Origin of the sequence: Cupriavidus campinensis (genome assembly GCF_905397395.1) — a bacterium.
Lineage (GTDB): Bacteria > Pseudomonadota > Gammaproteobacteria > Burkholderiales > Burkholderiaceae > Cupriavidus > Cupriavidus campinensis.
In genome coordinates this window covers 1-20,663 of sequence record NZ_CAJPVH010000054.1, presented here as the reverse complement: position 1 = coordinate 20,663, position 20,663 = coordinate 1, and the positions used below count along the sequence as shown (strand labels likewise).

General features: G+C 65.1%; 20 protein-coding genes. 3 read left to right on the top strand and 17 right to left on the bottom strand.

Going from position 1 to position 20,663, the window contains the following annotated elements:
- Positions 1 to 21: 21 nt before the first annotated feature.
- The 13 genes from lepA to KHO18_RS22715 all read right to left on the bottom strand — a co-directional run bounded on the left by lepA (position 22) and on the right by KHO18_RS22715 (position 13,224).
- The gene (lepA, locus tag KHO18_RS22775) at positions 22 to 1,815 is read right to left on the bottom strand and encodes a translation elongation factor 4 (protein ID WP_144199324.1); all 1,794 of its coding nucleotides are present in this window, start codon (positions 1,813 to 1,815) and stop codon (positions 22 to 24) included.
- A 261-nt stretch (positions 1,816 to 2,076) separates the two neighbouring features.
- Positions 2,077 to 3,570 (bottom strand): DegQ family serine endoprotease, encoded by a 1,494-nt coding sequence (locus KHO18_RS22770; protein WP_144199326.1) that lies wholly within the window; start codon positions 3,568 to 3,570, stop codon positions 2,077 to 2,079.
- Positions 3,571 to 3,719: 149 nt separating this feature from the next.
- Positions 3,720 to 4,799, bottom strand: a complete 1,080-nt coding sequence (locus KHO18_RS22765) for a MucB/RseB C-terminal domain-containing protein (protein WP_144199328.1) — start codon at positions 4,797 to 4,799, stop codon at positions 3,720 to 3,722.
- Positions 4,800 to 4,807: 8 nt separating this feature from the next.
- Positions 4,808 to 5,437: a sigma-E factor negative regulatory protein gene (locus tag KHO18_RS22760; RefSeq protein ID WP_144199708.1), complete on the bottom strand. Its 630-nt coding sequence runs from the start codon at positions 5,435 to 5,437 to the stop codon at positions 4,808 to 4,810.
- Between the two features lie 116 nt (positions 5,438 to 5,553).
- Positions 5,554 to 6,153: an RNA polymerase sigma factor RpoE gene (rpoE, locus tag KHO18_RS22755; protein ID WP_092290028.1), complete on the bottom strand. Its 600-nt coding sequence runs from the start codon at positions 6,151 to 6,153 to the stop codon at positions 5,554 to 5,556.
- A gap of 183 nt (positions 6,154 to 6,336) precedes the next feature.
- Positions 6,337 to 7,569 carry a beta-ketoacyl-ACP synthase II gene (gene fabF, locus KHO18_RS22750; protein ID WP_144199330.1) on the bottom strand — a complete coding sequence of 411 codons (1,233 nt, stop codon included), beginning with the start codon at positions 7,567 to 7,569 and terminating at the stop codon, positions 6,337 to 6,339.
- Between the two features lie 210 nt (positions 7,570 to 7,779).
- Entirely contained in the window at positions 7,780 to 8,019 is a 240-nt protein-coding gene (acpP, locus tag KHO18_RS22745; RefSeq protein WP_008644813.1) for an acyl carrier protein, read from the bottom strand.
- 169 nt (positions 8,020 to 8,188) lie between these two features.
- On the bottom strand, positions 8,189 to 8,938 hold the full coding sequence (gene fabG, locus KHO18_RS22740; RefSeq protein WP_144199332.1) for a 3-oxoacyl-ACP reductase FabG: 750 nt from the start codon (positions 8,936 to 8,938) through the stop codon (positions 8,189 to 8,191).
- Between the two features lie 18 nt (positions 8,939 to 8,956).
- Complete coding sequence (gene fabD, locus KHO18_RS22735; protein ID WP_211943942.1) at positions 8,957 to 9,886, bottom strand: ACP S-malonyltransferase; 930 nt, start codon at positions 9,884 to 9,886, stop codon at positions 8,957 to 8,959.
- Positions 9,887 to 9,965: 79 nt separating this feature from the next.
- Positions 9,966 to 10,946 (bottom strand): beta-ketoacyl-ACP synthase III, encoded by a 981-nt coding sequence (locus KHO18_RS22730; RefSeq protein WP_144199336.1) that lies wholly within the window; start codon positions 10,944 to 10,946, stop codon positions 9,966 to 9,968.
- Between the two features lie 86 nt (positions 10,947 to 11,032).
- Entirely contained in the window at positions 11,033 to 12,112 is a 1,080-nt protein-coding gene (plsX, locus tag KHO18_RS22725; protein ID WP_144199338.1) for a phosphate acyltransferase PlsX, read from the bottom strand.
- 192 nt (positions 12,113 to 12,304) lie between these two features.
- Complete coding sequence (rpmF, locus tag KHO18_RS22720) at positions 12,305 to 12,484, bottom strand: 50S ribosomal protein L32 (protein WP_008644820.1); 180 nt, start codon at positions 12,482 to 12,484, stop codon at positions 12,305 to 12,307.
- A 122-nt stretch (positions 12,485 to 12,606) separates the two neighbouring features.
- Positions 12,607 to 13,224, bottom strand: a complete 618-nt coding sequence (locus KHO18_RS22715) for a YceD family protein (RefSeq protein ID WP_144199340.1) — start codon at positions 13,222 to 13,224, stop codon at positions 12,607 to 12,609.
- A 219-nt stretch (positions 13,225 to 13,443) separates the two neighbouring features.
- On the opposite strand from KHO18_RS22715, the gene KHO18_RS22710 reads away from it, so the two are divergent.
- Both KHO18_RS22710 and KHO18_RS22705 read left to right on the top strand, forming a co-directional pair.
- Positions 13,444 to 14,046 carry a Maf-like protein gene (locus KHO18_RS22710; RefSeq protein ID WP_144199342.1) on the top strand — a complete coding sequence of 201 codons (603 nt, stop codon included), beginning with the start codon at positions 13,444 to 13,446 and terminating at the stop codon, positions 14,044 to 14,046.
- 3 nt (positions 14,047 to 14,049) lie between these two features.
- Positions 14,050 to 14,781: an SAM-dependent methyltransferase gene (locus tag KHO18_RS22705; RefSeq protein ID WP_211943941.1), complete on the top strand. Its 732-nt coding sequence runs from the start codon at positions 14,050 to 14,052 to the stop codon at positions 14,779 to 14,781.
- Between the two features lie 6 nt (positions 14,782 to 14,787).
- Here the strand turns inward: KHO18_RS22705 and KHO18_RS22700 are convergent, their stop codons facing one another.
- The 4 genes from KHO18_RS22700 to KHO18_RS22685 are packed head-to-tail and all read right to left on the bottom strand — an operon-like array spanning position 14,788 to position 18,085.
- On the bottom strand, positions 14,788 to 15,945 hold the full coding sequence (locus KHO18_RS22700) for a S49 family peptidase (protein ID WP_144199346.1): 1,158 nt from the start codon (positions 15,943 to 15,945) through the stop codon (positions 14,788 to 14,790).
- A gap of 42 nt (positions 15,946 to 15,987) precedes the next feature.
- A complete protein-coding gene (locus KHO18_RS22695) occupies positions 15,988 to 16,371 on the bottom strand; it encodes a Rieske (2Fe-2S) protein (protein WP_144199348.1) in 384 nt (127 codons plus the stop codon).
- Positions 16,364 to 17,023, bottom strand: a complete 660-nt coding sequence (locus tag KHO18_RS22690) for an HAD-IA family hydrolase (protein WP_149135568.1) — start codon at positions 17,021 to 17,023, stop codon at positions 16,364 to 16,366. Before KHO18_RS22690 ends, KHO18_RS22695 begins: the two co-directional genes overlap by 8 nt.
- Before the next feature lie 60 nt (positions 17,024 to 17,083).
- Positions 17,084 to 18,085 (bottom strand): RluA family pseudouridine synthase, encoded by a 1,002-nt coding sequence (locus KHO18_RS22685; RefSeq protein ID WP_211943940.1) that lies wholly within the window; start codon positions 18,083 to 18,085, stop codon positions 17,084 to 17,086.
- An 894-nt stretch (positions 18,086 to 18,979) separates the two neighbouring features.
- On the opposite strand from KHO18_RS22685, the gene KHO18_RS22680 reads away from it, so the two are divergent.
- Positions 18,980 to 20,663 (top strand): Rne/Rng family ribonuclease (locus KHO18_RS22680; protein ID WP_211943939.1); only part of this gene is annotated, 1,684 nt, incomplete at its 3' end.

Below are 20,663 nucleotides of genomic sequence, written 5' to 3'. Positions count from 1 at the left end.
GACTTGGCGCTGGCCTGCGGCTTACTTGTCGTCCACCTGCAGGATCGCCAGGAATGCCTCCTGCGGGATCTCCACGGTGCCCACCTGCTTCATGCGCTTCTTGCCCGCCTTCTGCTTCTCCAGCAGCTTCTTCTTGCGCGAGATATCGCCGCCGTAGCACTTGGCCAGCACGTTCTTGCGCAGCGCCTTCACGTTCTCGCGCGCAATGATGTTCGCCCCGATCGCCGCCTGGATGGCCACGTCGTACATCTGGCGCGGGATGATCTCGCGCATCTTGGCCGCCACCTCGCGCCCGCGATATTGCGAATTCGAGCGGTGCACAATCACGGACAGCGCATCGACCTTGTCGCTGTTGATGAGGATGTCCACCTTCACCACGTCCGACGGGCGATATTCCTTGAACTCGTAATCCATCGACGCATAGCCGCGCGACACCGACTTCAGCCGATCGAAGAAGTCCATCACGATCTCGGCCATCGGGATCTCGTAGGTCAGCTGCACCTGCTTGCCGTGGTAGCTCATGTTGATCTGCGAGCCGCGCTTCTGCGTGCAGAGCGTGATCACGGAGCCGACATAGTCCTGCGGCATGTACAGGTTCACGGTGACGATCGGCTCCAGGATCGCCTCGATCCGGCTCGGATCGGGCATCTTGGCCGGGTTTTCCACGGTCAGCACCGTGCCGTCGCGCATCTGCACCTGATAGACCACCGTTGGCGCGGTGGTGATCAGATCCATGTCGAACTCGCGCTCAAGGCGCTCCTGCACGATTTCCATGTGCAGCAGGCCCAGGAAGCCGCAGCGGAAACCGAAGCCCAGCGCCTGGGACACTTCCGGCTCGTATTGCAGCGAGGCGTCGTTCAGGCGCAGTTTCTCGAGCGATTCGCGCAGCGCCTCGTACTGGTTCGCTTCCACCGGATACAGGCCGGCGAACACCTGCGGCTTGACTTCCTTGAAGCCCGGCAGCGGCTCGGCCGCCTTGCGCGCCATGGTGGTGATGGTGTCGCCCACCTTGGCCGCCTTCAGTTCCTTGATACCCGCGATCACGAAGCCCACCTGGCCTGCCGAGAGCGACTCGCGCGGCAGCGACTTCGGCGAGAACACGCCCACCTGCTCCACCAGGTGCTGCGCGCCCGTGGCCATCAGCAGCACCTTGTCCTTCGGGCGCAGCGTGCCGTTGACTACACGCACCAGCATGACCACGCCGACGTAATTATCGAACCAGGAGTCAATGATCAGCGCCTGCAGCGGGGCCGTGGGGTCGCCTTTGGGCGGCGGCACCTTGGCGATCATCGCCTCGATCACGTCTTCCACGCCCTGGCCGGTCTTGGCCGAGCACGGCGTGGCGTCGTGGGCATCGATGCCGATCACGTCCTCAATTTCCTGGATCGCGTTGGCGGGGTCCGCCTGCGGCAGGTCGATCTTGTTGAGCACGGGCACCACTTCCACGCCCAGTTCGATGGCCGTGTAGCAGTTGGCCACGGTCTGGGCTTCCACGCCCTGCGAGGCATCCACCACCAGCAGCGCGCCTTCGCAGGCGGACAGCGAGCGGCTGACTTCGTAGCTGAAGTCCACGTGCCCCGGGGTGTCGATCAGGTTCAGGTTGTAGACCTGGCCGTCGCGCGCCTTGTAGCTCAGCGCAGCGGTCTGGGCCTTGATGGTGATGCCGCGCTCCTTCTCGATGTCCATCGAGTCGAGCACCTGCGCTTCCATCTCGCGATCGGACAGCCCGCCACACCGCTGAATGATTCGGTCGGCCAGGGTCGATTTCCCATGGTCGATGTGGGCAATGATCGAGAAATTACGAATGTGGTCCATCTAGCGTTCAGGGAGGCGCCAGCGCGCCAGGTGGGACGGGGGCGCGGGAGCTTAAAAATGGTGGGGCGCAATGCGTGCGCCAATCCGCGATTTTACCGGATTTTCAATGACTTCCGGCGCGGTAAATGGTGTCGGAACCGTGACCGGCACTTTCCGCGCCTGCGCCCGGGAGTGGCGCATCGCGCACCCCTGAAACACATCGCGCCGGACATCGAGGCCGGCGCGATGGAGGCTGGGGGTCCGGGGATCGCCCGGACCGTCTTACCGGGCCTGACTCGGACGCAGCGTCAGCACCTGGGTGGCGTCGCCACGGCGCACGAACACGGCCGCCATCTTGTTCTTGTCCAGCGCCTTCACCATGTCGTTGAACTGCCGCGCGTTGGTCACGTCAGCGTCGCCCAGACGCAGGATGATGTCGCCCGGACGGATGCCGGCACGTGCCGCGGGGCCGTCTGCCGCCTCCACCTCCACGCCGGACTTGACCTTCAGTTCCTTGAGCTTGGTCTCGGCAATGTCTGTGACGATCAGCCCCAGCGCGTTCGGCTTGGCGGCTGGCGCGGCTTCGTCCGCGCTGCCGCCCCGCTTGTCGCCCCGGCGCGCCACGGCGCGGGCGTTGTCCGGCTCGAGTTCGGTCACGGTCACGGAAACGTCACGCGTCTGCCCCTTGCGCCACACCTGCAGCGGCACGCGGGTGCCCGGCTTGGTATCGCCAACCATCCGCGGCAGGTCCGACGCCTTCTCGATGTCGCGGCCGTTGAACTTCAGGATGATGTCGCCCGCCTCGATGCCGGCCTTCTCGGCCGGTCCGCCCGGTTCCACGCTGCCAACCAGCGCGCCACGCGCACGGCCCAGGCCGAGCGAGTCCGCCACTTCCTTGGTCACGTCGCCGATGGCCACGGCGATCCGGCCACGGGTCACCTTGCCGGATGCCTTGAGCTGCTCGGACACGCGCATCGCCTCGTCGATCGGAATCGCGAACGAGATGCCCATGTAGCCACCGCTACGGCTGTAGATCTGCGAATTGATACCGATCACCTCGCCGCGCAGGTTGATCAGCGGCCCGCCCGAGTTACCGGGATTCACGGCCACGTCGGTCTGGATGAACGGCAGGTAGTCACCCGTATCGCGGCCCTTGGCCGAGACGATGCCCGCAGTCACGCTATTGTCGAGCCCGAACGGCGAGCCAATGGCCAGCACCCACTCGCCCGGACGAATCTTGTCCGAATCGCCAAGCGGCAGGCGCGGCAGGTTGCTCGCTTCCACCTTGATCAGCGCCACGTCGGTGCGGCGATCGGAGCCGATCAGCTTGGCCTTGAACTCGCGCTTGTCGGGCAGGGTCACGTAGATGGTCTCGGCGTCCGCCACCACGTGAGCGTTGGTCATCACGTAGCCATCCTGGCTGATGATAAAGCCAGACCCCACGCCACGGCTCTGTTCCTCGCCCTGCGGCGGCTGGCCACGGCGCGGCGGGGTGGGACCACCCGGCGCGCCCGGCATCGGCACGCCAAAGAAGCGGCGGAAGAATTCGGCCATCTCGTCGTCTTCAGGCGAGTTGCCGCCACGCGAGCGGATGCGCTCGGTGGTACGAATGTTGACGACGGCCGGGCTGGCCTTCTCCACCAGATCGGTGAAGTCAGGCAGGTTGTAGTTCGAGGCAGCCGCCTGGGCATGCCCCATCTGGGCAACAGCCGGACCCAGCACGAGCATGGCAGCCATGACCATGGTTCGCACCAGGGCTGGGGATTTGGAAATCATCGACAACTCCCGGGAGATCAGCGAGAAACGGATGCCTTGCCGGACGTCGGAGTCGATCGACCCCGCAAGGCGGAACTTCAAGCGCGACTGGCCCGCACCAAGCGGCCAGCACCGGGGTTCGCTGCCCCGGCGCCAGCGCGCCCATGCGCTCAGTGTACCGTCTTGGGCGGGCGGTACTCCACGCCGGCGGCGAACTGCCTGACCGTGGCGGCGGGCACCTCGCCCACCACCGTGATCCAGTAGTCAGCCACGCGGCGCACCACGACCTGCGTGGCGCCGAGCGAAGCCACGCCTTCACGGCGCGCCCGTTGTTCCGATACGGGTTCGATAAAGATCGACAACCCGGTCAGACCGTCGCTGTAGACGATCTGGAGCACCTCGAAGACCTGCCCCGGCTTGCTGCCCTGTGCCGGCGGGCGCAACTCGCCCAGCGGGCGGCGCACTTCGCGGATCTTCTGGAAGCCCTTGAGCGGCGAACCGATGATCCACCCTTCGTCGGCCACGTTGGCCGGCTGATAGGTGACTTCGTAGCGGCTCCATGACTGCGAACTCTTGATGGCGGACAGGATGCGTTGCTTGTCCGACGGCACGCCGATGTCGACCTGCGAGAACGCCACCTGTTCGAGCACCTTGCCGCCCTCGCCGATGGTCTGCGCGCGCATCAGCAGACCCGAGCCCTTGTCGGCCCACAGGCGCACTGCGTAGCGCGCCGCATCGTGGGGCTCAAGCGAGAACACCTCGCACTCGACGCCCGCCACGCGCTCGGCGGGCAGCTTGCGCATGTCGTACAGCTCGAGCACATCGCTCTTGTTGGTCGCCAGCAGCGCCGGGAAGCGGTCCTTCGCCTCCTGCTTCTCCACGACCACGAGCTTGGCTTCTGGAATCAGGCTGTGCACGACGTCGTTCTGGCGCAGCACCTCGCGCGGCTTGCCGTCGAGCGTTTCCAGGCGTTCGTACTCGTTGTGGACGAGATCGCTGTAATGCTGGATCCGCGACGCATGCATGACGCTGCCCCGCTGATAGATCAGCGTGCCGACGTAGTTCTCGCGCTGGGCGGCACGGTGGATCTTGTTGAGCCACGCCGTGGCGTCGCGTCGGTTCAGCGTATTGTCAGACGGCTGCGCCGTTGCGGCGGCAGCGGTCAGACACAAGGCCAGAAAAAAGGACCTGCGCAGGCCCTTCCTTCCGTGTACGCCCGCTACGTTGGCGGGCGACATTCCTTTATGCATGTCCGGCATTATTCCTGCGAATTTTCCTGTGAGAAGTTTGCGCCATTCGCCACCGTGCGCATGGTCGGCACAAAGGCTTCGGTCGCCACCGACGTGCGATGGGCACGCAGGTATTCATCAAGGCGCGGATCGCGAATCATCTGGGCGCTGTCAGCGGCCACGGTCACGATCGAACCAGCCTTGGCCGGCGTGGCGGACTGCTCGACGCGGGCCACGACGGCATCGGGCGTACCGATATCACCCGGACCACGCATCTGCGGCACCACAACCCAGCTCACGGCCGCCACGGCGGCGGCGATGGCCGTGCCGGGCATCACGCGGCGCACCCACGACGGGCGTACCAGCAGGCGTTGGCGGCCGGCTGCAGCCACGGCGGGCACGAGCACATGGGGCTCGACTTCCAGGCGCGCGGAGAATCGGGAGAGAAACGCTTCGGTCGAACCAGCGTGCGTCAACTCTTCCGAACGCAGCGTGTCACCGATCAGCTGGTAGACGTTCCAGTCCGTCATGCCGGCGTCGCTCTTCGCGAGGCCCAGCACGGCGTCCACTTCGTTCGGCGCCAGCTCGCCATCCATCAAAACGGAGATTTGCTCCGATGCTTCCACTACATGAACCGACTGCTTATGAGCCTGACCCATTTCCCACCCCAAGAAATTCCATTGAACACCGATAAATCCCGTACTGCTGCTTGTCGTTTATCGATGCAGGAATTGGCTGCAACGCTGGCTGCACGACATTCTTCAACTTGCTATCCCTACCACCGCTTGCCCTCGGCTGTTCCCAGCAGGGGGCGCAACTTGTCGGCGATCGCCTCGCGGGCGCGGAAGATCCGTGACCGCACGGTCCCGATCGGGCAACCCATGGCTTCGGCGATTTCCTCGTAGCTGAGGCCCTCGATCTCGCGCAGGGTGATGGCGGTACGCAATTCCTCCGGCAGCGCCTCCATTGCGCGGTTGACCGTCTCGGCCACCTGACGCGTGTGGAGCATGGACTCCGGCGTATTGATATCCCTTAGTTGCTCGCCGTCTGCAAAAGTTTCAGCCTCTTCGGCGTCAATATCACTGGACGCCTCCGGGCGGCGGCCCTGCGTGGCCAGATAGTTCTTGGCGGTGTTGACGGCGATGCGGTACAGCCACGTGTAGAAGGCGGATTCGCCCCGGAACTGGGGAAGCGCGCGGTACGCCTTGATAAAGGCATCCTGCGCCACATCCTCCACTTCGGCGGGATCGCGGACAAGGCGTGAAATGAGCCGGATGATCTTGCGGTGGTACTTGGCCACCAGCAACTCAAAGGCTCGTTTGTCGCCCTGCTGGACGCGTTCAACTAGAAGCTGATCGGCTTCGCGTTCGCTCACGAATGGTTCACCTGCAGTGTATCTCTTGGTTTTGTCGTCACGACAAACGTTGTATTTTACCTACGAATCGGGACCCACCGGGTGTCGCGAAGCGCATTCTGTGACCGCCCGTCCGCATGTTTGGTTCCGCATGCCGAAATGAATCGGGGCTCGCCGTGGCGAGCCCCGTGATACCCGTCGCGGTCAGATGCGGCGGAAGACAAGCGTGCCGTTGGTGCCGCCAAAACCGAAGTTGTTCTTCACGGCCACGTCGATTTTCATCTCACGTGCAGTATTCGCTACGTAATCCAGGTCGCATTCCGGATCCTGGTTGAAGATGTTGATCGTCGGCGGCGAAACCTGGTTGTGGATCGCCAGCACGGTGAAGACCGACTCGAGACCGCCAGCGCCGCCCAAAAGGTGACCGGTCATCGACTTTGTCGAATTGACCACCATCTTGTAGGCGTGCTCGCCAAAGGCCAGCTTCACGGCGTCGGACTCGTTCTTGTCGCCCAGTGGCGTGGACGTGCCGTGCGCGTTCAGATACTGCACTTCGTCGGCATTGACGCCGGCGTTTTTCAGCGCAGCCACCATGCAGCGGCGCGGGCCGTCGGTGTTCGGGGCGGTCATGTGGAACGCGTCGCCACTCATGCCGAAGCCAATCAGCTCCGCATAGATCTTGGCGCCGCGTGCCTTGGCCGACTCATACTCCTCGAGCATCATCACGCCGGCACCCTCGCCCAGCACGAAGCCGTCGCGGTCCTTGTCCCACGGACGCGAGGCTGTGGCCGGATCGTCGTTGCGGGTGGACAACGCGCGGGCTGCGGCAAAGCCGCCAATGCCCAGCGGCGAAACCGTCGACTCGGCGCCGCCGGCCAGCATCGCGTCGGCATCGCCGGCCTGGATCAGGCGGGCGGCCAGGCCGATGCTGTGCAGGCCGGTCGTGCAGGCCGTCACGGCCGCGAGGTTCGGGCCCTTCAGGCCGTGATAGATCGACAGATGGCCCGAGATCATGTTGATGATCGAGCCCGGAACGAAGAACGGCGAAATCCGGCGCGGGCCGCGATTGGCCAGCTCCATCTGCGTAGCTTCGATCATCGGCAGGCCGCCGATGCCGGAGCCAACCAGCACGCCGATGCGCTCGGCGTTCTCCTCGGTCACTTCCAGGCCGCTATCCTTCAGCGCCTGGGTACCCGCCGCGATACCGAAATGGATAAACGTATCCATACGGGGGGCTTCCTTCGCCGGAACATATTCCTCGACGTTGAAACCCTTCACTTCACCGGCAAAATGGACGGCGAACGGGGAGTGATCGAATTTGGTGACGGTGGCAATGCCGGACTTGCCGGCAACCAGGTTGGCCCAGCCTTCGGCAACCGTGTTTCCGACCGGAGACACAAGGCCAAGCCCAGTGACGACGACGCGACGACGGCTCACTATGATTTCCTACGAGTGCGTGAAGCGGAATTGGATTGATTCAGGATCTCGCCGATCCGGCCGTTAGTCATTGCATGCGGCGCGTAATACGGTTTGAGATCATTCCGATTCTGCTTCTTCGAACAGACGAAAGCCACAGAAAACAACCGGACAGGACCATGACGGCCCCACCCTTGTGCCTTCTGTGGCTCGGAATGCGAAGACGACGGCTTAGGCCTTGACGTGCGCGGTGGCGTAGTCGATGGCCTGTTGCACGGTCGTGATCTTTTCGGCTTCCTCATCAGGAATTTCCATGCCGAATTCATCTTCCAACGCCATCACGAGTTCAACCGTGTCCAGCGAGTCCGCACCGAGATCGTTCACGAACGACGATTCGTTCTTGATGTCTGCCTCGGCCACGCCAAGCTGTTCAGCCACGATTTTCTTGACGCGTTGTTCGATATTGTCCATGTAACCCTCCAGGGAAGTTCGACAAAAAGTGGGCGCATTTTAGCAGGTTTGGACCACAAAAAATCCGCCTGCCATCTATTGCAAGAATCGCGCCCGTTCGGTTTGAAAAACAACTGCTTCGCCCGCCATCTTTCGGCTTCTTCGCCGAAATGTACGTCGGGTAATGCAATCAATTCATGTACATGCCGCCGTTCACGTGCAGCGTTGTGCCCGTGATGTAGGCGGCCTGCGGGCCGGCCAGGAACGCCACCGCATGCGCGATGTCTTCCGGCTGGCCGAGTCGGCCCAGCGGGATCTGGGTCTTCAGCGCCGCATGCTGCTCGTCCGACAGGACCTTGGTCATGTCGGTGTCGATGAAGCCCGGCGCCACGCAGTTCACAGTAACGTTGCGGCTGCCAATCTCGCGCGCCAGCGCGCGGGCCATGCCCTCCACGCCGGCCTTGGCCGCCGCGTAGTTCATCTGGCCCGGGTTGCCCGTGGAGCCCACCACCGAAGTGATGTTGATGATGCGGCCGGTACGGGCCTTCATCATCGGGCGCAGCACGGCGCGCGACAGGCGGAACACCGCCGTCAGGTTCGTGTCGATGACGCTCGTCCAGTCATCGTCCTTCATGCGCATGGCCAACTGGTCCTGGGTGATGCCGGCGTTGTTCACCAGCACGGCCAGACCGCCGTGGGCCTTCACGATCTCCTCGATCACGGCTTCGCAGCGCGCGGCATCGTTCACGTTCAGCACCACGCCATGGCCCTGCAGGCCCTCGGCCTTCAGGTATTCGCCGATGGCGGCCGCGCCGGACTCGCTCGTGGCGGTGCCGATCACGGTGGCGCCCTGACGCGCCAGTTCCAGCGCGATGGCCCGGCCAATGCCGCGCGACGCACCCGTCACCAGGGCGACCTGATTTTCCAGAGTCTTGCTCATGTTGCGATGTTCCTTGGCTTACTTCAGCAGCGCCAGCGTGTCTTGCAGCGATGCGGGGTCGAAGATCGCGCCGCCGACGAGATTGCCGTCGATGCGCTTGGTCATGCCGGCCAGCACCTTGCCCGGACCGCATTCGATCACATGGGTCACGCCTTCGGCGGCCATTTTCTGCACGCACTCCACCCAGCGTACCGGGGCGGCGGCCTGGCGCACCAGGGCGTCCTTGATCTGGGCCGGGTCGTTGGCGATGGCCACGTCCACGTTGTTGATGACCGGGATCGACGGCGCCGAGAACGCCAGCCCAGCCATGCGCTCCTTGAGGCGGTCCGAAGCCGGCTTCAGCAGCGACGAATGGAACGGCGCCGACACCGGCAGCGGCAGCGCGCGCTTGGCGCCCTTGGCCTTGGCGATCTCGCAGGCCTTTTCCACGGCAGCCTTGTGGCCGGCAATCACCACCTGCGAGGGGGCGTTGAAATTGACGGCCTCGACCACGCCGGCAGCGGACGCCTCGGCGCAAGCCGCGCGCACGTCGTCATCGGACAGGCCCAGGATGGCGGCCATGCCGCCCTCGCCCACCGGCACGGCTTCCTGCATCGCCTGTGCGCGGAAGCGCACCAGCGGCACAGCGTCAGCAAACGGAATCACGCCCGCGGCCACCAGCGCCGAGTACTCGCCCAGGCTGTGGCCGGCCACCAGGGCCGGGGCCGGGCCGCCGGCGTCCAGCCAGGCGCGGTACACGGCCACGGCGGCAGTCAGCATCACCGGCTGGGTGTTGGTCGTGAGGTTCAGTTCTTCCGCCGGACCTTCCGCGATCAGGCGGCCGATGTCCTGCCCCAGCGCGGCGGAAGCTTCCTCCAGCGTGGCGCGGACCACCGGGTTGTCGGCAAACGCGTTGAGCATGCCGACCGATTGCGAGCCCTGGCCAGGGAAAACGAATGCGAATTTCATCGGGAATCCAGTCTTAACGATTCAGACGAGCGTGTCCGGGCGCACGCGCCCTTTCAGGCACGCCGCGCCGGACCGCATCTTACATGCGCAGCAGCACCGCGCCCCAGGTGAAGCCGCCGCCAACGCCTTCCAGCATCACGGTCTGACCCGGGCGGATACGGCCGTCGCGCACGGCCACGTCGAGTGCCAGCGGGATCGACGCCGCCGAAGTATTGCCATGCTCGTGCACCGTGGCGACCATCCGCTCGGCCGGCAGGCCCAGCTTGCGCGCCGTGCCCTGCATGATGCGGATATTGGCCTGGTGCGGCACCAGCCAGTCGATTTCGTCCGCCTGCACCTCGGCTGCGGCCATCGCCTCGCGCGCCACCTTGTCCAGCACGTTCACGGCCAGCTTGAACACCGCCTGGCCGTCCATGTGCAGGAAGGCGTTGCCGGTGATGGCACCGCCCGACACATTGCCCGGCACGCAGAGGATGTCCGCGTGGCTGCCATCGGCATGCATGGCCGACGACAGGATGCCCGGCTCGTCCGAGGCAGTCACCACCACGGCGCCGGCGCCATCACCGAACAGCACGCAGGTGGTGCGGTCGTTGAAATCGAGGATGCGGGAGAACACTTCGGTGCCGATCACCAGCACGTTCTTGTGCGAGCCGCTGCGGATGAACTTGTCCGCCGTGGAGAGCGCGTAGACGAAGCCCGAGCACACGGCCTGCATGTCGAAAGCCGCACAATGGTTCGTGATGCCGAGCTTCTGCTGCACCAGGCAGGCGGTGCTCGGGAACACGAAGTCCGGCGTGGAGGTGGCCACGATGATCAGGTCGATGTCCTGGCGCTCGATCCCGGCCGCCTCGATCGCCTGCTCGGCCGCTTGCACGGCCAGGTCACTGGCGGTGACGTCCGGCTCGGCCCAGTGCCGCGCCGAAATGCCGCTGCGCGAGACGATCCACTCGTCGCTCGTTTCGATGCCACGCTCGGCCAGCTGCGCCGCCAGCTCGTGATTGGTGACACGCCGCGGGGGCAGGTAGCTCCCGGTACCGATGATTTTTGCGAACTTGGTCATGTCTGTCGGATCGTGATGCTCACCCGGGCCGCCTGCGGCAGCCGCCACGGCCCCCTGCACTCAGGGGGTTCAGAGGGCTTGAGGCCTCAGGCGGCATGGGTATCGGGATGTGGGTCCGGTGCGTCGGTCTCCGGGCCGCCCGTCGCGGGCGCCGTGGCGCCGGACTTGTTGGCGAAGACCCTTGCTATACGTTCGATTACGCCGTTTCTGGCCGCATCATACCCGCGTTTGATCGCCCATTCAAAAGAGTGGGCGTCGGCGGAACCGTGACTCTTGATCACCAGTCCGCGCAGGCCCAGCAGCGAGGCGCCGTTGTAGCGCGCGGGGTCCAGCCGGCGCGCCAGGCGCGACAGCACGGGCATGGCCACGGCGGCCAGCAGCTTGGTGAACCAGGAGCGCGTGAACTCCTCCTTGATCATGCCGCCAATCATCTTGGCCAGGCCCTCGGTACTCTTGAGCGCCACATTGCCGACGAAGCCGTCGCAGACCACGATGTCCGTCGTGCCCTTGAAGATGTCGTTGCCTTCCACGTTACCGTAGAAATTCAGCTCGGAAGCGCGCAGCAGCTCGCCGGCGGCCTTGACCACCTCGTTGCCCTTGATCACTTCCTCGCCGATATTGAGCAGGCCCACCGTGGGGTGATCCTTGTGATCCACCACGGACACCATGGCCTCGGCCATGCGGGCGAACTGGAGCAGGTGCCCGGGTTCGCAGTCGGCGTTGGCACCCAGGTCGAGCACCGTGGTGCCCCAGCCCTGCTCATTGGGAATGGTAGTGGCGATGGCCGGCCGCTCGATGCCCTCGAGCGTCTTCAGCACATAGCGCGACACAGCCATCAGCGCGCCGGTGTTGCCGGCGGAGATGAGCGCGTCGGCGCGGCCTTCCTTGACCTGCGTGGCCGCCACGCGCATCGAAGAGTCCTTCTTCTTGCGCAGCGCCACTTCCACCGGGTCATCCATCGTGATGACCTCGGTTGCCGCCACCACGGTGACGCGCGGATGATCGGCCGCATGCAGCTTCCTGAGCTGCGCGCCGATGGCATCGGGCAAGCCGACGAGGATCATCTCGGCGTCATCGTGACGGGAAAGAAAACTGATCGCCGCCGGCACGGTCACGGATACACCGTGATCGCCGCCCATGCAGTCGATAGCGAGCTTGATCGTCATTGTTTCCAGATACGGAATGCGCACCGGCATCCGCCGCCTCGGTTCGCGGGGACGCAACCAGCCGGACGCGCGGATACGCTGCCGGGTGGGCGCCGAGCGCCCAACAAAAAAGCGGCAACGAGCTTGCCGCTTTCCTGTTTTACACCTGACAACGTGCGCGAGCGAGACACAGGGTCACGCCAGACAACCTGGTCAGTCGTTCTTGGTCTTGATGACCTTGCGGCCACGGTAGTAGCCGTTCGGGCTCACGTGGTGACGCAGGTGGGTCTCGCCCGTGGTCGGCTCAACGGCCAGGGGTGCGACCGACAGATGGTCGTGCGAACGATGCATGCCGCGCTTGGACGGCGACTTCTTGTTCTGTTGAACAGCCATGATGACTCCTTCGAGAATTTTGCGATATTAACACACGCATCCTGCGCGAGGCGTAGCCGGGGCCCGGCCGGATGCTTGACCTGCTACCCGAGGACGGGTGCGCCGGCCGCTCTGTTGCGGCGTCAGTGCTTCGTCTTCAGGCCGGCCAGCGCCGCAAAGGGCGATGGCCGCTTTTCCTCTTCGGGCGGAGCCTCAGGCTCCACCTCACCGTCCGCGCCGGTCACGAGCGACTCGTGCACGGCGGGACAGACCATATGCTTGGGTGCCGACGGCAACGCCAGCAGCACCTCGTCTTCCACCAGTTCCAGCGGCGAAAACTTCTTCGACCCGACGATCACGTCGATGTCGTCATCATCCATGGGTGCCGAATCCGCCGCTTCTTCGCTGGCCATGACCTCGAAGCGCATCGACGTGTCGATCGGCTCCGGGTAGACCTGCAGGCAGCGCTGGCAATCGAGCCAGACCCGCCCTTGCACGGTGACGTCGACGAACAGCCGCTGCGACACCACCGCGCCAGCCTCCACCGCTTCCTCGCGCATGAAGCCGGTGAGCGTGTAGTGAAACGTCTCGTCCGGTGCCGATGCTGGCGCATCCTCGGCCGTCTCGGCTAAGATGCGCGGCAAATCGCGCGTCGCCACGTCGCCCGCCACGCTGCCACCCTTGCGGCAGAAGGCGAACAGATCGGTTTCGCGCAGATCGAATGCCACGGCGGACGCCGCTGGCTGGGTCGGCTGACTCATGTACGCTGAATCGCTGGAAAAATGCCTTGTTTGCCACACCTGGGACGATCCACGCCATCGAGGGCGGATACGCCTGCCGCGATGGCTTCCGATCACGGCCGGGCACGAATGTGCCTGTGTGGCTAAACGCGCGATTATAAGCTGAAAAACGGGACTCGGTCAAAGTATACAACTGGCTAACTGACCGTCCCCTCTCCCTCCGACGCTACCTCTATATATATGTCGTCCTCCGCTATCCGCCCGCCCCTGATCCTCGGGTCGAGTTCTCCGTACCGGCGCGAGTTGCTCGCGCGGCTGCGCATCCCGTTCGACGTGGCTGTACCGGACATCGACGAAACCCCGCTGGCCGGGGAGGCCCCCGAGGCCACGGCCCTGCGCCTCTCGCGCCGCAAGGCCGAGGCGATTGCCGCGCGCCACCCCGGCGCACTGGTCATCGGCTCGGATCAGGTCTGCACGCTCGACGGCGCCCAGATCGGCAAACCCGGCAGCCATGAGAAGGCGCTGGCCCAGTTGCAGCAAATGCGCGGACGAACCGTCACATTTCATTCGGCACTCTGCCTGCTCGACAGCCGCACCGGCGAGGCCCAGTTGGCCGATGTACAGACCCGGGCGACCTTCCGTGACCTGTCCGATGCCGAACTAGACGCCTACCTGCGCCTGGAAACCCCCTATGACTGCGCGGGCAGCGCCAAGGCCGAGGGTCTGGGCATCGCCCTGCTCGCGCGCGTGGAATCGGACGACCCCACGGCGCTGATCGGCCTGCCGCTGATCGCGCTGACCGGCATGCTGCGTGCCGCCGGCTACCCGTTTTTCGGAGCCTGAACGATGGCCGGTACCCTGTTCCTGATTCCCAACACGCTCGGCAAGCGCGACGAGTTCGATCCGCTGCCCGATGTCATCCCCGCCGGCGTGCAGCAGATTGCCGCGCGGCTCGACTACCTGGTGGCAGAGAACGCCAAGACGGCGCGCGCTTTCCTGAAGAAACTGGGCGAAACCAGCCCGCTGGCGCGGCCGATCCAGCAGATCGAGATCCGTGAGCTGAACGTGAACACGCGCGCCGAGGCCTTGGCCGCGCTGCTGGACCCCATCGCCGGGGGCCGCGATGGCGGGCTGCTTTCCGAAGCCGGCGTGCCGGCCGTGGCCGACCCCGGTGCGGACCTCGTCCGACTGGCCCACGCGCGCGGCGTGACGGTGCGGCCGCTGGTGGGGCCGAGCTCGATCCTGCTGGCGGTGATGGGTTCCGGCCTGAATGGCCAGAGCTTCGCGTTCAACGGCTACCTGCCCGTGGACGCTGACGAGCGCACGCGCAAGCTACGGGAATTGGAAGCGCATTCGCGCAAGGCGCGCCAGACGCAGGTCTTCATCGAGACCCCCTACCGCAACGCCGCGCTGCTGGAAGCGCTGCGCCAGCATTGCGCCGGCACCACGATGGTATCGGTGGCCGTCGACCTGACGCTGCCCACCGAAACCATCGTCACGCTGCCGCTGTCGGCCTGGCGGCCGGAGCGGATTGCCCTGCAAAAGCGGCCGGCGATCTTCTCGCTGCTGGCCGCCTAGTCCTGCTTACCGGAGCGACTGCGCGCCGGTCGACATCATCATGGTCTTCATCGCCGCGCTGCCCATGGCCGCACCAAACCGCTTGGCCACGCGCTCGGCGATGTTTTCCTTGACCGTGTAGTCGACGATATCCTCGGCCTTGAACAGGTCGCGCGCCACGTAGTCGGCGCTACCCACGCCATCGGCCAGGCCCAGCGCCACGGCGCGCTCGCCGGACCAGAACAAGCCCGAGAACAGGTCCGGATCGTCCTTCAGCCGGTCGCCGCGGCCTTCTTTCACCACGTCGATGAACTGCTGATGGATCTCCTTGAGCATGGTCTCGGCATAGACCTTCTGGCGCGGCACCTGCGGCGAGAAGGGGTCGAGCATGCCCTTGTTGGCACCCGAGGTGTACAGCCGGCGCTCCACGCCGAGCTTTTCCATCAGGCCGGTGAAGCCGAAGCCATCCATCAGCACGCCGATCGAGCCGACGATACTGGCCTTGTCCACATAGATCTTGTCGGCCGCCGCTGCCACGTAGTAACCGCCGGAGGCGCAGATTTCCTCCACCACCACGTAGAACGGCTTGCCCGGATACACGGTGCGCAGACGCTTGATCTCGTCGTTGATGATGCCCGCCTGCACCGGCGAGCCGCCCGGCGAATTGATCTTGAGGATCACGCCGGCCGCGTTGGTATCGGCAAAGGCCGCCTGCAGGGAGGCATTGATCGATTCCGCGCCGGCCGGCGTGCCCGCCGCGATCTCGCCTTCCAGCGAAACCATCGCGGTATGGCGCCCCGCGGTGCTGGCGATGCCATCGCCCTTGAAGTCGATTACCGCGTACAGGATCAGCGCCAGGATGCCCAGCACCACCAGCCGGAAGAAGATCTTCCAGCGCCGTGCCGCGCGCTGTTCGCGCAGCGTGGCCATCAGCACCTTCTCCAGCACGTCGCGCTCCCAGCCACCGGTGGCGCTGCCGCCACCCACCGGGGCCGCTCCACCCTGCCCGCTCAGGCGCGCACGGCGCTCGTCGGCCTCGCGCCGCGCCGCGTCCTCCCCGGCACGCAGTTCCTGCTCGAGCGGAAAATCGGCCTGCGCCGCCGTTTCCAGGCGGTGACTGTCGCCGGCCTTGTGTTCGTCTTGCGTTTGACCCGGTTCGACCGGCGGTTTTTGCTGTTCTGTCATGCGATGGACTCGATAAAGTCAGACGGCGGCCCGGCGGATCATTCAGGTGGCGTCGGGCGGGTAAAAAGGCGGTTCGGGGAGCCAGTAGACAGCACCCTCGCGTTCCTCGGTCCGGAGCTTGGCCAGCGCGGCGCCCCGGCAAGGGCCGCCCACGCAAAGGCCGGTGTCTGGCGCATAAACCGCGCCATGTGTCGCGCACATCAAGTATAGGCCCGCGCTATCGAAAAACTGCCCCTCCTGCCAGTCCAGCTCCATCGGCACGTGCGCGCACTGGTTCAGGTAGGCGTGCGCAACGCCATCGAAACGGACCACGAATGCGCCGATCTCGCGCGCTTCCCGGCGCACGGAGAACCGCACGCCGGCCCCGCCATCGACGAGTTCGTCGCTGGCGCACACGCGGTGCAGTGGCTGGCCGGCTTCAGGCATGCGTGAGCAGCCAGTCCTGGAGATCGGCGATCGACGTGGCGCAGTGCACCGGCGCCATCGCGCGCAGCGAATCGGCCGGATGCGCGCCGTAGCAGACGCCCAGCCCGTGCGCGCCGGCGTTGACCGCCATCTGCAGGTCATGGGTGGTATCGCCCACCATGACCGTGCGCGCCACGTCCTGGCCCAGCTCGCGCGTCAGCTCCTGCAGCATGGCCGGGTGCGGCTTGGAGAACGTCTCGTCGGCGCAACGCGTGCCATCGAACAGCTTGCCAAGGCCGGTGGCCGCCAGCGCCCGCTCCAGCCCCACACGGGTCTTGCCCGTGGCCACGCCGAGGAAGTAGTGCTCGCCGTGCAGGGCCTCGAGCATCTCGCGCACGCCATCGAACAGCACGAGGTCCGCATCGCGCGTGAGGAAATGGTAGCGGTAACGCTCCGCCAGGCGCGGATAGTCGGCCGGGTCCAGCGTGGGCACGGCATAGGACAGCGCGTCCTTCAGCCCAAGGCCGATCACGTGGCTCGCGGCGCTGTCATCCGGCACGGGCAGGCCCAGGTCGCGGCTGGCCAGCTGAATGCATTTGGCGATGGTCGGGGTGGAATCCATGAGGGTTCCATCCCAGTCGAAGACGATCAGGTCGAAGCGCTGCCTGGCCATTGAGGTCCTTGGTCGATGCGGAAAGTGGTGTGGCGGCTGCGAAGGCGGCGATGCGACGCGTCAGTCCGCCGCGCGGTGCTGACGCAATTGTTGCAGAAAATCAACACACTCGGCGGGTAATGGCGCCGAAACGGTCAGCGGCTCGCCCGTGGACGGGTGCGCCAGCGTCATCCGGTGCGCGTGCAGGAACATCCGCTTGATGCCGGGCTTGGCATTGCTACGAGAAAGTGCCTTATTGAGCGCAAAATCACCATACTTCTCATCGCCGACGATGGGGAAGCCGGACGCCTGCAAGTGCACCCGGATCTGGTGCGTGCGGCCGGTTTTCAGTTCGGCCTCGAGCAGGGTGTAGCCCGGGAACGCCTCCACCTTGTTGAAGATGGTGTGCGCGGTCAGCCCATCGGCCTGCACGCGCACGCGCCGCTCGCCATCGGGCGTGCTGTATTTATATAGCGGGAGCTTGACGTGCTGCCGCGTGTTCTGGAATTCGCCTGCCACGCAGGCGAAGTAGCGCTTGTCCATGCCGGTGCCGCGCATCTGCTCGTGCAGGTGCACCAGCGCCGAGCGCTTCTTCGCCAGGATCAGGATGCCGGACGTCTCGCGGTCCAGCCGGTGCACCAGTTCCAGGAACTTCGCCTCGGGCCGCGCGCGGCGCAATTGCTCGATCACCCCGAAGGCCACGCCCGAGCCGCCATGGACGGCCACGCCGGCCGGCTTGTCGATAATCAGCAGCCAGGCGTCCTCGAACAGGATCGGGAATTCCGACGAAGGCACGAAAGCATCGGCGTCCTGTGCCTTTTCCGCCACCCGCATGGGCGGGATCCGGATCACATCACCCAGCTTCAGCCGGTAAGTGGCGTCGATCCGGCCCTTGTTCACGCGTACCTCGCCCGAGCGCAAGACCCGGTAAATATGGCTCTTGGGCACGCCCTTTGAGACCTTCAGCAGAAAGTTGTCGATGCGCTGGCCCTCGGCACTTTCGTCCACCGTGACGTACGCCACCTGGAGCGCGCCGGGCGCGACGCGCGGCTCCTTTTCAATTTGATGGCGTAACTCATTCATTTTCAATATAATTTCCCGGCTGTCCCGGCCAAAGACCGGCAGCGCACGACCTGTGTAAGCGATTCTGTGAGCAATATAGGCGCGGGCCCAAGTTGGGCTGGCGGGTGACGAGACCGATGGGGATTGCCACCAATATCCGCGCAGGATCACGCATTTTACACTTCGGGTTGCCACCAACCCGGCCCGTCTCCCGCATTTTGCGTACCCCGCAGGCGCCAGATGGGCAAATGGTGGAAATCAGCAGCACGCACGCGCCACGCCGGCGCGCAGGAAGTTGCCCAGAGGCGGCTTCGGCGAGAAACGGCGGGCACGTGGAAACAGAGTGATCCAGGTAGAACAGAATTCAATGTGGATGCCCGACAGGCATCCACATCGGTGAGAGAAGACCGCCCGCACCGGGAAATCGGTGCCGGCCGGCAGGCGAGCCTGCCAACCGACCTGCAATATCGGCTAGTCGTATTACCGGCGCCCGGTCGCAGAACTCCAAGAAGCAGCGGCGCGCCCGCCAGGAGACAGGTCAGGTTGACATTCGGCCCCGCTTGCCGCGTCCGGAAAACTTGCTCTTTGACGCGTCTTGGCCATTCCCGGCCGGCCGCGATGCCGCGACGCCAGTGCCGTTTGCATTGTGCGTTGCCGCATCGCCCCCGGCCATTCCGGGCATCCGCCGCAAGTCGCTGTATCAGGAGCAGTGCCATGGCGCTCTCTCCGACCCAGCGGACGCCTGCCTAGACGTCGACAGCCTCTCTCTTTCACCCGCGCCCCGCCCGGCCGCGTCGTATTGCGCGCCGGCGACTCCGGCAATTCTCCCGCCCCCACTCTATTTCCTCGCGTGCTCCATGGATCGTCGCGGACACCTTTCGTGTGACTTCCGCGACACTGGAGTGAGGTATTGCGATGAAACGCATGCTGTTCAACGCGACGCAACAGGAAGAATTGCGCGTCGCGATCGTCGATGGTCAGAAACTGATCGATATCGACATCGAAACCGCCGGGCGCGAGCAGCGCAAGGGCAACATCTACAAGGGCGTCATCACCCGCATCGAGCCCTCGCTGGAAGCCTGCTTCGTCAACTACGGCGAAGAGCGCCACGGCTTCCTGCCGTTCAAGGAAGTGGCCCGTGCGTTCTTCAAGGACGGCGTGGACGTGCGCAACGCGCGCATCCAGGACGCCCTGCACGAAGGCCAGGAACTGATCGTCCAGGTCGAGAAGGAAGAGCGCGGCAACAAGGGCGCCGCCCTGACCACCTTTATCTCACTGGCCGGCCGCTACCTGGTGCTGATGCCGAACAACCCGCGTGGCGGTGGCGTATCGCGCCGCATCGAGGGCGAGGACCGCCAGGAACTGCGCGAGACGATGGGCCAGCTGACCGTGCCGGACGGCATGAGCATCATCGCCCGCACCGCCGGCATCGGCCGCGCGGCCGAGGAACTGCAGTGGGACCTGAACTACCTGCTGCAACTGTGGAAGGCCATCGACGGCGCCGCCGGCGACAACAAGGCCCCGCTGCTGATCTATCTGGAATCGAGCCTGGTCATCCGCGCCATTCGCGACTATTTCCAGCCCGATATCGGCGAGATCCTGATCGATACCGACGAGATCTATGAACAGGCACGCGCTTTCATGAGCGTGGTCATGCCTGACAACATGAACCGCGTGAAGAAGTACCGGGACGACGTGCCCCTGTTCTCGCGGTTCCAGATCGAGCACCAGATCGAGTCCGCCTATTCCCGCATGGTGATGCTGCCGTCCGGCGGCGCCATCGTGATCGACCATACCGAAGCCCTGGTTTCCGTTGACGTGAACTCGGCCCGTGCCACCAAGGGCGCGGACATCGAGGAAACGGCGCTGCGCACGAACCTGGAAGCGGCCGACGAGATCGCCCGCCAGCTGCGCCTGCGCGACCTGGGCGGCCTGATCGTGATCGACTTCATCGACATGGAGTCCAGCAAGGCCCAGAAGGACGTGGAAACGCGCCTGAAGGACGCCCTGCGCCACGACCGCGCCCGCGTGCAGATGGGCAAGATCAGCCGCTTCGGCCTGATGGAGCTGTCGCGCCAGCGCCTGCGTCCTTCGCTGTCGGAAGGCTCGCACATCACCTGCCCGCGCTGCAATGGAACAGGTCACATCCGCGATACCGAATCGTCCGCCCTGCAGGTGCTGCGCATCATCCAGGAAGAGGCGATGAAGGAGAACACGGCCGCCATCCACTGCCAGGTGCCGGTGGAAGTGGCCGCTTTCCTGCTGAACGAGAAGCGTCAGGAAATCAACCTGATCGAGCTGCGCTTCAAGGTGAACGTGCTGTTGATCCCCAACAAGCACCTGGAAACCCCGCACTACAAGCTGGAGCGCCTGCGCCACGACGATCCGCGCCTGGAGGAATCCACGGCCAGCTATCGCATGGCCGAGGCCGCCGCCAAGGAACTCGAGGCGGACACGAGCTACAGCAGCCGCAAGAAGGAAGATGCGCGTCCGCGCCAGGAAGCCGCCGTCAAGGGCATTACGCCCGACGCGCCGGCGCCGGTGTCGGTGCCCCGCCCCGAGCGCGCCCCGCGCCCCGAGGCCGCTGCCGCACGTCCGG